We start from the raw sequence: 12289 nt of genomic DNA, 5'->3' as shown, positions 1-12289 counted from the left end.
CGGATGGAAGGCCCCGCCATCGCCCCACGCGAGGCCGCGATGTCGATCCGCGGCCTGCGCAAGGCGTTCGGCGGGCAGCCGGTCTATTCGGGCTTCGACCTCGATGTGCGGCGCGGCGACATCCTCGCTATCTTCGGCCCCAACGGCTGCGGCAAGTCGACGCTGATCAACATGGCGGCGGGGCTGCTGCCGGTGGATGGCGGCACCATCCTGTACGATGGCCGCGACGTGCGCGACGTGCGCGTGGGCTACGTGTTCCAGAACTACCGGGAGGCGCTGTTCCCCTGGATGCGCGCGGCCGACAACATCCGCTACCCGATGCGCCGCATGGGGCTGCCGAAGCGCGAGATCGAAGCGCGCGTCGAACGCCTGAAGGCGGAGTTCCGCGTCCGCTTCGACCTGGCGCGCTACCCCTACGAACTCTCGGGCGGGCAGCAGCAACTCGTCTCCGTGATGCGCGCGCTGGCGGTCGAACCCGAAGTGCTGTTCCTCGACGAACCGTTCTCCGCGCTGGATTTCGAGACCACGCTCGACCTTCGCGCGCTGCTGCAGGATGTGCTGAAGCGCCTCGGTGTCACGACGCTGCTCGTCTCGCACGACCTCGAGGAAAGCATCGCGCTGGCCGACCGGCTGCTGATGCTCACCCGCCGCCCCACCACGGTCGCCGACGACTTGGCGGTGCCGCTGGCCTGGCCCCGCACTTCGGCGACATTGTCCGAACTCGATTTTGTTGCCCTGAAGCGCCGCTGCCTCGCCGTGTTCGAAGCCGCCGTCGCCGGCCGGCCGGTGGCGGCATGAAGGGGCTGGTCGCGCCCGTGCTCGGCGCGGTGGGATTCATCGCGCTATGGTGGTTCGCCACGCTGGTGGAACTCGCCGACCCGGTGCTGCTGCCCAGCCCGGCCGAGACGTTCCGCGACACGCTGGCCGCGTTCCGGACAGGTCCGCTTGGCCATGACCTGACGCGCACCATCCTGCGCACGGTGCAGGCCTTCCTGATCGCGACCGCCATCGGCGTGCCGCTGGGCATCGCGCTGGGCGCGAAGGAATCAGTCTATCGCAGCGTCGAATTCGTGGTGGATTTCTTCCGCTCGACACCGGCCTCGGCGCTATTCCCGCTGTTCCTGATCCTGTTCGGCGTGGGTGAGGGCACCAAGATCGCGGTCGCGGCCTTCGGCGCGGCGCTGGTGATCCTGTTCAACGCCGCCTATGGCGTGATGAATGCGCGGCGCACACGCGTGCTGGCGGCGCGCGTGATGGGGGCCGGTGAGGCGCGCATCCTGTGGGATGTGCTGCTGTGGGAAGCGCTGCCGCAGATCCTGGTGGGCATGCGCGCGGGCATCTCGCTCGCCCTGGTCATCGTGGTGGTGGCGGAGATGTTCATCGGCAGTTCCGACGGGCTTGGCCAGCGCGTCATCGTCGCGCAGTCGCTGTTCGAAAGTGGGCTGATGTATGGCGTGATCTTCCTGGCCGGCGCGCTGGGCTACGTGCTGAACCTCGCCTTCCTGTTGATGGAAAAGCGCTTCGTGCACTGGTCCGGCCGCTGATCAGGCGAAGGCCTCGGGTCCCGGGACATCGGTGTAGGTGCGGCGCAGCTTCGTCAGGAAGTCCGGCGCCATCTTCGCGCGCGACCCCGCCACGGGATCGCCGCCTGGCAACATGGTATCCGACGCCTCAAGGCTGAAGGCGCGCACGAATTCCACGCGCGGGTCGCGCAGCGCGGCGACCGCGGCCGCATCGCCGCCGGCGCGCAGCACCGCGCCGGCCAGCACCCCGTCCTCGATCGCCTGCGTCGCGCCCTGTCCGAGTGTCGGTACCATCGCATGTGCGGCGTCGCCCAGCAGCAGGACGCGCCCGCCTGCCGCGCTGCGGCTGAGCGGCGAGGACTGCAGCCGCGCCCAATGCAGCGCACCGGCATGTTCGCCGAGCTTGCGGCTCATCCAGGCCACCGCCGGGCAGGGCGCGCGGTCCTTGGGCAGGTAAAGGCTCGCCTGGAAATCTGCGCCCCGGATACGCGCATCGATCTCGGCGGTCGGTGTCTCGAGCGGCACCGCGCCCGCGATATACGCGGCGCCGCCGGGAAGCCGGTACGACAGCAGCCGCGCGCGCCCCTCGAACCACTGGCCGTAGTCGTCGTACGGGCAATCCTGCGCATCCGGCACGAGCAGGCGCGACATCGCGACGCCATGGAAGATCGGTTCGGGCACGCCGGCGGTCAGCGCGCGCAGGCGCGAATAGCGGCCATCGCCCGCCACCAGCAGGTCGAAGCCGCCGAAGCGATGCAGCGCGTCCGTCGCATCGCGCAGCACGGGCACCAGGCGACCGGCGGCGTCCTCCTCCAGCGCCTCCAGCGCGAGGCCGAGGCGCGTCAGCGGGGCGACTGGTGCGCGAAGGACGCGATACAACTCGGACCAGCGCAGCCTGATGCCCGGCTCCTCGGCCACGTCCAGCAGGTCGAGATCGAACAGGCGCTCGCCCGCCGCGGTGTCGATGAACCACCGCCGCCAGGGCAGTGCCGCCGCACGCACTGCATCGTGCCGCGCCGGCAGGTGCAGCCGCAGCGCCTTCATCGCATTGGGGCCGACATTCAGCCCCGTCCCGGCTTCCCCCGCATCATGCTCGGTCATGCGGTCGAAGGCGTCGATGGTGAGCCCCGGCGTGTCTGCCAGCATCTCCGCCAGCACGCTGCCGGCAACGCCGGTGCCGATGATGCCGATCCTCATGTCGTCTCCGCGATCGCCGAGGCCGACAGTGGTCCTTGTCCTGCCACCGTGGCATCGCGCGGAGCTCGCGGGTGGGACAGCGGTTCGGTCGCGGTGGTGGATGGCACGGGCTGTTGGGCAGCAAGAAGCGGACCATCCGCGCGCGGCCACGCTGGCGCACCACCGTTGAGCGGATTGGCCGCATGTTGGCGCATGCGCCCTGCGCGTCGGCGGGGACGCGTGGATGGTTGACACATCTCGGCGCAGGCTGCCCCGCCAATGGGCACCGCGCTGCCGCGTGCCGGTGCTTTCGTGGCCACCAGGGCTTGCCGCGGCGGCCTGCGCGGGTTTCAGTTGCCGCCACGACATCCGTTCCGGGGAGAACCGCGCCATGGGCTTCCGTCGACTGCGTGCCGCCATGCTCGCCGCTGCCGTCGCAACGCTGCCCATCGCGGCCGCGCCGTTGCCGGCCGCCGCGCAGCAGCGCCCCCTGGTCTGGGGCGATACGCTGCCGGCGACGCTCGACCCGCACGCAATCTTCGACGTGCCGAGCCAGTTCGTGCTGCTCAACGTCTATGACGGGCTGTACCGCTACCAGGGCAACCCGCCGCAACTCGTGCCCTGGCTGGCCGAGAGCCACACCACCAGCGCCGACGGCCTGACCTGGGACTTCACCCTGCGCGAGGGCATCAAGTTCCACGACGGCAGCGACATGACGGCGGAGGACGTCGTCTATTCCTTCCGCCGCCTGCTCGCGATGAACCGCGCGCCGGCCGCCGCCTTCTCGCCCGTACTGCGCGCCGAGAACGTCACCGCGACAGGCCCGCGAACCGTGCGCTTCGTGCTCTCCAGCCCCTACGCGCCTTTCCTGTCGGCGATCCCGCTTGTGGCCATCGTCAACCAGCGCGCCATCGCGCCGAACGTCGCTAATAACGACTGGGGCGCGGGCTGGCTTGCTGTGAACGGCGCGGGGTCGGGTGCCTACCGGGTCGATCCCGCCACCTACCAGGCGCGCGTCTCACTCGACCTCGCGCGCTTCCCGCAGCACTTCATGGGCTGGTCGCACACCCAGCGCCCGATCGACACTGTGCGCGCGCGCCCGGTGATGGAGACGTCGACCCGCGTGCTCGCGCTGCTGCGCGGGGAGATCGACGCGACCGATTCCTACCTGCCGACCGACCAGGTGGAGCGTGTGGATCGCAACGCCCGCACGCGCGTGGCGCGCGACGAGAGCATGCGCGTCTTCATCATCCGCATGAACAACCGCAAGCCGCCCTTCGACAACCGTGATGCCCGCCTGTGCTTCGCCCACGCCTTCAACTACCAGGGCTTCAACGACGTCATCCTGCGCGGCCTGGTGGTGCGCAACGGCGGGCCGAACCCGAACAACCTCTGGGGCAATCCGCCCGACCTCGTGCCCTACGCCTTCGACCTGAACCTCGCGCGCCAGCATTGCGACCGCGCGCGCGCCGCCGGCGCACCGATCGGTCGCGAGATCGAGATCCACGTCCAGAACGAGCTCGAGCAGACCGTGCAGGCCGCGCAGATGTTCCAGGCAGACCTGCGCCGCGTCGGCATCAACCTGCGCATCGTGCCCAACACCTGGGCCGGCATCACCGGCGCCACGGGCCAGCCGCAGACCACGCCCGACATGTGGGTGCACTGGGTCTCGACCTATTTCGTCGATCCGGAGAACTGGGTCGGCCAGATGTACGACAGCCAGTTCCACGGCACCTGGAAGGCGAGCGCCTGGTATTCGAACGCCGAAGTCGACACCTTGCTGCGGCGCGCCCGCGCCAGCCTCGACCGCGCCGAGCGTGAGCGCCTGTACCAGGCCGCGACGCGTCAGGTGGTCGCCGATAGCCCGGACATCTGGGTCTACAACACGCTGAACCTGCGTGGCCTCGCGCGGCGGGTGCAGGGGTATTCCTTCTCGCCGGTTGGTTCGGGCGGCGAGTTGCGGCTGATGTCGTTGGAGAACTGAGCGCGGCATCATGGCGCGCTACATCCTGCGGCGCCTGCTGCTGGCGCTGCCCGCGTTGCTCGGGCTGGTGGTTCTGACCTTCGTGCTGTCGCGCGTCGTCCCGGCAGACCCAGCGGCGACGCTGGCGGGCGATGCCGCGACGCCCGCGCTGATCGCCGAGATCCGCGCGCAATACGGCCTGGATCGGCCGATCCTGGAGCAGGCGGTGATCCACCTCCGCCAAGTCCTGACTGGGGATTTCGGCCGCAGCGTCTTCTCGGGCCGGCCGGTCGCGGAGGAGATACTGCAGCGCCTGCCCACCACGCTGGAACTCACCTTCGCCGCGCTGTTCATCGCGACCGTGCTCGGCATTCCGCTCGGGCTCGTGGCCGCACTTCACCACAACGGCGTCGTCGACAACCTGGTGCGGGTGCTCTCGGTCGGCGGGCTTGCCATCGCGTCCTTCTGGCTCGCCATCATGCTGCAGCTGGTGTTCTCGATGGAGCTCGACATCCTGCCGCTGCGCGGGCGCGTCGATGTCGCGATGGGGATGCCGCCGCGCGTGACCGGCTTCGTGCTGATCGATAGCCTCATCGCCGGGCGCCCCGAATTGTTCGTCGATGGCTGCCGGCACCTGGTGCTGCCGGCTGTCACGCTCAGCCTGCCGGGGATCGCCACCATCGCGCGCTTCACGCGGTCAGGCGTGCTCGAGACGCTGCAGAAGGACTTCGTCCTCTACGCCCGCGCCGCCGGCTATGGCCGCGTGCGCCTGGCCGCGATCTACGTGCTGCGCAACGCGGTCACGCTGGTGGTGACGCAGGTCGGGCTGCTGTTCGGCGCGCTGATCTCGGGCGCGGTGGCGGTCGAGGCGATCTTCGACTGGCCGGGCCTGGGCACTTATGCCGTACAGGCCATCCTGTCGGCCGACTACAAGGCACTGCTGGCGGTCACGCTGGTGGTCGGCGTGGTCTACGCGGTGGTGAACGTGCTGGTGGACGTGGCGCAGGTGGTGATCGACCCGCGCGTGGCGGAGGAAGGGCGATGACCGCGCTTCGCCTTCTGCTGCGCGATCGAGTCGCCGCCTTCGGCGGGCTTATCGTGCTGTTCGCGCTGGTGGTCGCGATCTTCGCGCCCTGGATCGCCCCCTATCCGGACGACGCGTTCGAAAGCCACATCATGCAGCGGCTGCGGCCGCCCTCGGCGGAGTTCCCCTTCGGCACGGACAATCTCGGCCGCGACATCCTCTCGCGCGTCATTCTGGGCACGCGCAATGCGCTGCTGGTCGCGGTCGCGGTCGTCTTGGCGGCGATGGCGATCGGCGTGCCGATCGGCCTGGCGGCCGGCTGGCGCGAAGGCTGGCTGTCCGAGACGCTGATGCGCGTCACCGACGTCTTCCTCGCCGTCCCGCAGCTGATTCTGGCACTGGCGCTGGGGCAGTTGATCGCGCCGGGTATCGGCGCGGCGATGGTTGCGCTTGCACTCACCTACTGGCCCTTCTTCGCCCGCACCGTTTTCGCTGAAACGCGCAGGCTGCGCAGCGCATTGTTCGTCGACGCGCTGGCCGGCATCGGCGCCAGCCCCGCGCGCATCCTGCTGCTGCATGTGCTGCCGAATGCGGCGCCGGCGGTGCTGGTGCGCGCGACCATCGGCATGGGATTCACCATCCTGACGGCGGCGATCCTCGGCTTCCTTGGTGTGGGCGCCGCGCCGCCCTCGCCGGATTGGGGGCTCGCAGTGTCCGAGGCACGGCAGCACCTGCCGGAAGCCTGGTGGTTCCCGACCTTCCCGGGCATGGCGATCCTGCTGCTGGTGCTGGGCTTCAACCTGCTCGGCGACGGGCTGCGCGACGCCGCCGATCCGCGCCTGCGGCGGTCACGCCGGTGAGCATACCCGTCCTGCAAGTCGAGGGCCTGGCCGTGCACCTCCGCGGGGAAGGCGGCGTCGCGCGTATCCTGGACGACGTCTCGCTGACCGTCCCGCGCGGCGGCACCGTTGGCGTGGTGGGCGAGAGCGGCTGCGGCAAGTCCACGCTGGTGCGCGCCATCCTCGGCATCCTGCCGCAGGGTGCCGAGACACCCACCGGTGCCATCCTGTTCGAAGGCCGCGACATCCTGACCGACCGCGCCGAATCCGCGCGCGGGCGGATCGGCTTCGTGCCGCAGGACCCGTACCTCTCACTCAACCCGGTGTTCCGCGCCGGCGACCAGATCCTCGAGATCATGCGCCGCCACGCGAAGGGTTCGCGCCGCGACCATCGCGACCGCCTGGTCGAGTTGTTCCGCGCCGTGCAACTGCCCGACCCGGAGGCGGCGCTGCGCAAGTACCCGCACCAGTTCTCCGGTGGCCAGCGTCAGCGGCTGCTGATCGCCGCGGCCCTCGCCTGCGATCCCGCGCTGGTGGTCGCCGACGAACCCACCACCGCGCTGGACGTCACAACCCAGCGGGAGATCCTGGGACTGCTGCGTGGCCTGGTGGCGGAGCGCGGCCTGTCGCTGCTGTTCGTCACGCATGATTTCGGCGTGCTGGCGTCCGTCTGCACGGACGTCACGGTGCTCTATGCCGGGCGCGTGGCGGAAGCGGGGCCGACGCGCGCGGTGCTCGATGCGCCCTGCCATCCCTACACGCGCATGCTGCTCGCCTGCCATCCCGATCGTGCGACCGACCTCGCCGGCATTCCCGGTACCGTCCCCGCCGCGACGGCGCAGCCGACGGGCTGCCGCTTCCATCCACGCTGCCCCATCGTGCATTCCGGCTGCGCCGTGGAAGCACCGCCGATGGTCGCACTCGGGGCGAACCGCGCGGTCGCCTGCCCTTGGCACGAGACCGCCCTTGCCTGAGATCCTGGGTGCCACCGGCCTGGTCGTGGAGCTCGGCGCCCGGCGCGGGCTGCTGCGGCACCGTGCCGGCATGCGCGCCGTGGATGGCGTCGATCTCTCGATCGCGCAGGGCGAGACCTTCGGCATCGTCGGTGAAAGCGGCTGCGGCAAGACCACGCTGGCGCGCGCGCTGCTCGGCCTGCAGCGTGAATCCTCGGGCGAGATCCGTCTCGAAGGCCGCACCGTCTCCGGCCTCGAACCACGCGCGGCGCGACGCGTGCGGGATGCGGTGCAGTATGTCCACCAGGACCCCGGCGCGGCGCTCGACCCCTGGTGGCGCGTCGGCGCGACGCTGGCCGAGGGGCTCGCCATCCATGGCGTCACCGACCGCGCCGAACAACGCGCGCGCATCGCCGAGACGCTCGCTGCCGTCGGCCTCGATGCGGCGATGACGGACCGCTACCCGCACGAACTCTCCGGCGGTCAGCAGCGGCGCATCGGGCTCGCGCGCATCCTGCTGCTGCGGCCCAAGGTGGTGATCCTGGATGAGCCCACGGCGGGGCTCGACCTGTCGGTGCAGGCGGCGGTACTGCGCCTGCTGCGCGACCTGCGCGCGCGCTTCGGGCTGACCTACGTGTTCATCTCGCACGACCTCTCGGTGGTACGGCGCGTCTGCGACCGTGTCGCGGTGATGTATCTCGGCCGCGTGGTGGAACACGGCAGCGCCGCGACGATCTTCGCCGAACCGCGCCATCCCTACACGCGCGCCCTGATCGCCGCCGCGCCGCACCTCGACGGGCGCGAGAGCGGGCCCTCCCTGCCCGGCGACCCGCCCAGCCTGCGCGCCATTCCGCCAGGCTGCCGCTTCCACCCGCGCTGCGCCGCAGCGGCCGAGACCTGCACCCGCCGCGAACCCGTGCTGGAGGAGGCCGGCCTGGCGCACGCCGTCGCCTGCCTGCGCTGGCGCGACCTCGCCCCCGAGACCCCCGGCCGCGACGCCGCATGAAGGCCCGCCGATGACACGCTGCGACCCCGTCACCCTCGAGATCATCCGCGGCGCCGCGCGCGCCGCGCAGGCGGAGATGGAGGCGCTGCTCGAACGCACCGCCATGTCCGCCTTCATTCGCGAGAAGAAGGATTTCTACACCGCGTTGTTCGACGCCGAAGGTGCCATGGCCGTGGGCAGCGACCTGCCCATCTTCGGCGACATCGTGGGCCCGGTCGCCGAACACTTCCCGATCGCGACGATGCGCGAGGGCGACCTGTACTGGTACAATGACTGCTACGGCAGCCGCGGCGCGGTTTCGCATTCCAACGACCAGGTCTTCCTCGCCCCCGCCTTCCACGAAGGCACGCGCATCGGCTTCGTGATGGGTTGGGCGCACTTCTCCGACATCGGCGGGCTGCGGCCCGGGTCGATCAGCCCCGACGCCACCGACCACTTCCAGGAAGGCATCATCATCCCGCCCGTGCGCCTGATGCGCGGCGGCGAGACGAACACCGACCTGCTGCGCACCTTCTGGCGCAACAGCCGCTTCCCCACGCAATCCCAGGGCGACACGCGCGCGCTGATGGCGGCCGTGCGCCTGGGCGAACGCCGCCTGGCGGACATGGCCGCACGCTTTGGGCCGCAGGTGCTGGCGGATGCCTTCGCGCAACTGCTCGCGCGCACCGAGGCAACCGTGCGCGCGCAGCTGAAGTCCATCTTCCCCATCGGCACCACCCGCTTCGCCGACACCATCGACAGCGACGGCCAGGGCAGCGCGCCGCTCACGCTGCGCCTCGCACTCACGCGCACGCCCGATGACCGCTTCATCTTCGACGCGACCGAGACCGACGACCAGGCCACCGGCCCGGTGAACCTGCTGATGCATCCCGACGTGCCCGGCATGGCGCTCGGCCTGTATGTGCTGCAGGACCATCCGGGCCAGGTGCTGAACGCCGGCGGCCCGCGCGGGATCGACGAGGTGCGCCTGCGCGAAGGCTCGCTGCTCGCGCCGCGCGCACCCGCGCCGCTCGGCCTGCGCGGATTGACCATGATGCGCCTGCTGGCCGCGCTGCACGGCCTGGTCGCGGTAGCACGCGACGGGAACGCGCCGGCCGCGCATTCCGCCTATGTCGTCATCGCGCTGCGTGGCACCGCCGGCGGTAAGCGCTTCCTGCTGAGCGACGGCATCGGCGTGGGCTACGGCGCGCGCCCCTTCGCGGATGGCACCGACGCTGTCTACTTCGTCGCGCAGGAGAACTACCCGGTCGAGTTCATGGAACTCACCTACCCGGTGCGGCTGCGCGCCTATGGGCTGAACCTCGATTCCGGCGGGCCGGGGCGCTTCCGCGGCGGCTGCGGTGTGGTGCGCGAATTCGAGGTACTGGCCGACGCAGCGATGGTCGCCATCCGCATCGACAGCGTGAAGAACCCACCCTGGGGCGTGGCCGGCGGAATGAATGGCGGATCCGGTCGTGCCGTGCTGAACCCCGGCACGCCGCGCGCGCGGATCCTCGCGCCGCTGTCGGACGGCACGATGCTGGCGAAGGGCGACGTGCTGCGCATCGAGACCGGCGGCGGCGGCGGCTGGGGCCATCCCTTCGACCGCCCCGTCGAGGATGTGATCGCCGACGTCCAGGGTGGCTTCGTCAGCAGCGACAGCGCCACGCGCGACTACGGCGTTGTGTTCCGCGACGGCACGCTGGACAGCACCGCCACCCAGGCGAGGCGCGCGCAACGCCCGCCCGCGGCACTGTTCCATCGCCGGGAGTACCGCGATGCCGTCGCCTGACGCCGCGCCCCTGATCGTCGCCGTTGATATCGGCGGCACCTTCACCGACGTCACGCTGCAGGACACCGCGACGGGCGAGGCCTGGACCGCTAAGACTCCCTCCACCCCGCGCGACCCGTCCGAGGCCTTCATCACAGGCGTGGATCTGGCCCTGGCGGCCGCCGGCCGGCAGGCAGCCGCGATCGGCCGCGTGCTGCACGGCACGACGGTGGCCACCAATTTGATCCTGGAGGGCAAGACCGCGCCGACCGCGCTGCTGACCACGGCGGGGTTCCGGCACGTGCTCGAGATCGGCCGCGCCGACCTGCCGCGCCGCGACAATCTCTGGGCCTGGGTGAAGCCGCGCCGACCCGTGCCCCCGTCCCTGGTGTTCGAAGCCGCGGGCCGCATCGCCGCCGACGGCAGCGAACTCGCACCGCTGGACGAGGATGCCGTGCGTACCACTGCACGTGCTGCGATCGCGGCCGGCGTCTCCGCCATTGCCGTCTGCCTGCTGCATGCCTTCGCCAACCCGTCGCATGAGCGCCGCGCGCTCGCGATCCTGGCGGAGGAAGCGCCCGGCGTGGCGCTGACCGCCTCGGTCGATGTGCTGCCCGTGGTGCGCGAATACGAACGCAGCATGGCGACCGTGCTCAACGCCGCCGTCATGCCGGCGATCTCCACCTATATCGCGCGCCTCGAGGCACGGCTGCAGGCCGCCGGGATCGCCGCTCCGCTGCTGCTGATGAAGTCGAATGGCGGCGTCGCCGGCGCGCGGGCGATCCGCCAGGCACCCGCCCAGACGGCGCTGTCCGGCCCTGCGGCCGGCGTGGTCGGCGCGCGCGCGGTCGCCGCCGCGGCGGGGGTTGCGAACATCATCACCGTGGATATCGGCGGCACCAGCGCCGATATCTGCCTGATCGCCAAGGGCGAGGTCGCCCTCACGCAGACCGGCCGCGTCGGTCCCTGGCCGCTCTCGCTGCCGATGGTGGACATGGTCACGATCGGCGCGGGTGGCGGGTCGCTCGCGCGTGTCGGCACCGATGGCGTGCTGACGGTCGGCCCGCAGAGCGCGGGCGCCGACCCGGGGCCCGCGAGCTACGGCCGCGGCGGGCAGGAGCCGACGGTGACCGACGCGCATGTGGTGTTGGGCCACCTGCCGCCGGCGCTACTCGGTGGGCGCATGGCGCTCGACCCCGCGCTGGCCGAGGCGGCGGTGCGGCGCGTGGCGGAACCGCTCGGCCTGAGCATCGCGGAGGCGGCGCGCGGCATCCTCGCCATCGCGGACAACACCATGGTCGGCGCGATCCGCGTGGTCTCGGTCGAACGCGGGCATGATCCGCGGGACTTCGTGCTTGTGCCCTTCGGCGGCGCTGGTCCGTTGCATGGCTGCGCCATCGCCGAACTGCTCGGCATCACGCGCGTGCTGGTGCCGCCCGCGCCCGGCGTGCTCTGCGCGCAAGGCCTGCTGGCCGCGGACCTCAAGGCCGAATTCGCGCGCAGCGTCGCCGAACCGCTGCACGGCGCCGACCTCGCGCGGCTTGAAGCCGTCTTCGCCAGCCTCGAACAGGACGCCGCCGCCTGGTTCACGCAGGAGGGCGTGGCCCCCGCGGACCGGCGCCTGCGGCGCGTGGCGCTCATGCGCTACGAGGAACAGGGGCACGAACTGCCTGTCGCCTGGCAGGCCGGCGATGACCCGGCCCGGCTGGGCGCAGCCTTCGCCGCCGCGCATCGCGGCCTGTACGGCTTCGACCTGCCGGAGGTCGCGGTCGAGGTGGTCACATTGCGCGTCGAGGCGGCCGGGCTGCTGCCGGCCCCGGCATGGCGCGCACCCGACGGCGGTGGCGCCGCGCAGGCCGAGATCGGCCACCAGCGCGTCCTGCTGCCCGGTGGCGCGGTCGAGGCCGCGGTGATCGACCGCGGCCGGCTGGGCGCCGGCGCAACCTTCGCCGGGCCGGCCATCGTCACGCAGCTCGATGCCACCACCCTGGTCGGGCCCGGCTGGACCGCGACGATGGAGGCCTCCGGCGCGTTGGTGCTGGTGCGCGGCTGATC

The 12289-nt window shown here is 71.3% G+C and carries 10 protein-coding genes; 9 read left to right on the top strand and 1 reads right to left on the bottom strand.

Features of this window, described 5'->3' with window-relative positions:
- Nucleotides 1-3 precede the first annotated feature (3 nt).
- Both MWM08_RS20965 and MWM08_RS20960 read left to right on the top strand, forming a co-directional pair.
- The gene (locus tag MWM08_RS20965) at nt 4-798 is read left to right on the top strand and encodes an ABC transporter ATP-binding protein (protein WP_244408452.1); all 795 of its coding nucleotides are present in this window, start codon (nt 4-6) and stop codon (nt 796-798) included.
- Nucleotides 795-1544 carry an ABC transporter permease gene (locus tag MWM08_RS20960; protein ID WP_244408451.1) on the top strand — a complete coding sequence of 250 codons (750 nt, stop codon included), beginning with the start codon at nt 795-797 and terminating at the stop codon, nt 1542-1544. The genes MWM08_RS20965 and MWM08_RS20960 overlap by 4 nt, the downstream gene beginning before the upstream one ends.
- On the opposite strand, the gene MWM08_RS20955 is transcribed toward MWM08_RS20960, so the two are convergent.
- Entirely contained in the window at nt 1545-2720 is a 1176-nt protein-coding gene (locus tag MWM08_RS20955; RefSeq protein WP_244408450.1) for an FAD-dependent monooxygenase, read from the bottom strand.
- 370 nt (nt 2721-3090) lie between these two features.
- On the opposite strand from MWM08_RS20955, the gene MWM08_RS20950 reads away from it, so the two are divergent.
- From MWM08_RS20950 to MWM08_RS20920, 7 genes are read left to right on the top strand one after another with little or no spacing between them, the layout of a single operon-like run.
- Nucleotides 3091-4683 (top strand): ABC transporter substrate-binding protein, encoded by a 1593-nt coding sequence (locus MWM08_RS20950; RefSeq protein ID WP_244408449.1) that lies wholly within the window; start codon nt 3091-3093, stop codon nt 4681-4683.
- Between the two features lie 10 nt (nt 4684-4693).
- The gene (locus MWM08_RS20945; RefSeq protein ID WP_244408448.1) at nt 4694-5707 is read left to right on the top strand and encodes an ABC transporter permease; all 1014 of its coding nucleotides are present in this window, start codon (nt 4694-4696) and stop codon (nt 5705-5707) included.
- On the top strand, nt 5704-6546 hold the full coding sequence (locus tag MWM08_RS20940; RefSeq protein ID WP_244408447.1) for an ABC transporter permease: 843 nt from the start codon (nt 5704-5706) through the stop codon (nt 6544-6546). Before MWM08_RS20945 ends, MWM08_RS20940 begins: the two co-directional genes overlap by 4 nt.
- Complete coding sequence (locus MWM08_RS20935; RefSeq protein WP_244408446.1) at nt 6543-7499, top strand: ABC transporter ATP-binding protein; 957 nt, start codon at nt 6543-6545, stop codon at nt 7497-7499. Before MWM08_RS20940 ends, MWM08_RS20935 begins: the two co-directional genes overlap by 4 nt.
- Nucleotides 7492-8484 (top strand): oligopeptide/dipeptide ABC transporter ATP-binding protein, encoded by a 993-nt coding sequence (locus MWM08_RS20930; RefSeq protein WP_244408445.1) that lies wholly within the window; start codon nt 7492-7494, stop codon nt 8482-8484. Before MWM08_RS20935 ends, MWM08_RS20930 begins: the two co-directional genes overlap by 8 nt.
- Before the next feature lie 10 nt (nt 8485-8494).
- Nucleotides 8495-10255 (top strand): hydantoinase B/oxoprolinase family protein, encoded by a 1761-nt coding sequence (locus MWM08_RS20925; RefSeq protein WP_244408444.1) that lies wholly within the window; start codon nt 8495-8497, stop codon nt 10253-10255.
- A complete protein-coding gene (locus MWM08_RS20920; RefSeq protein WP_244408443.1) occupies nt 10242-12287 on the top strand; it encodes a hydantoinase/oxoprolinase family protein in 2046 nt (681 codons plus the stop codon). Before MWM08_RS20925 ends, MWM08_RS20920 begins: the two co-directional genes overlap by 14 nt.
- Nucleotides 12288-12289 lie beyond the last annotated feature (2 nt).

Origin of the sequence: Roseomonas fluvialis (assembly GCF_022846615.1) — a bacterium.
Lineage (GTDB): Bacteria > Pseudomonadota > Alphaproteobacteria > Acetobacterales > Acetobacteraceae > Neoroseomonas > Neoroseomonas fluvialis.
Note: the sequence above shows the minus strand (reverse complement) of the source record. Positions and strands in the feature narration are given on the sequence as shown.

What these genes read in the sequence shown, in the direction of transcription:
- MWM08_RS20920 (WP_244408443.1), top strand. Translation starts at nt 10,242, where the DNA reads ATGCCGTCGCCTGACGCCGCGCCCCTGATCGTCGCCGTTGATATCGGC.
- MWM08_RS20965 (WP_244408452.1), top strand. Translation starts at nt 4, where the DNA reads ATGGAAGGCCCCGCCATCGCCCCACGCGAGGCCGCGATGTCGATCCGC.
- MWM08_RS20925 (WP_244408444.1), top strand. Translation starts at nt 8,495, where the DNA reads ATGACACGCTGCGACCCCGTCACCCTCGAGATCATCCGCGGCGCCGCG.
- MWM08_RS20950 (WP_244408449.1), top strand. Translation starts at nt 3,091, where the DNA reads ATGGGCTTCCGTCGACTGCGTGCCGCCATGCTCGCCGCTGCCGTCGCA.
- MWM08_RS20960 (WP_244408451.1), top strand. Translation starts at nt 795, where the DNA reads ATGAAGGGGCTGGTCGCGCCCGTGCTCGGCGCGGTGGGATTCATCGCG.
- MWM08_RS20955 (WP_244408450.1), bottom strand. Translation starts at nt 2,720, where the DNA reads ATGAGGATCGGCATCATCGGCACCGGCGTTGCCGGCAGCGTGCTGGCG.
- MWM08_RS20940 (WP_244408447.1), top strand. Translation starts at nt 5,704, where the DNA reads ATGACCGCGCTTCGCCTTCTGCTGCGCGATCGAGTCGCCGCCTTCGGC.
- MWM08_RS20945 (WP_244408448.1), top strand. Translation starts at nt 4,694, where the DNA reads ATGGCGCGCTACATCCTGCGGCGCCTGCTGCTGGCGCTGCCCGCGTTG.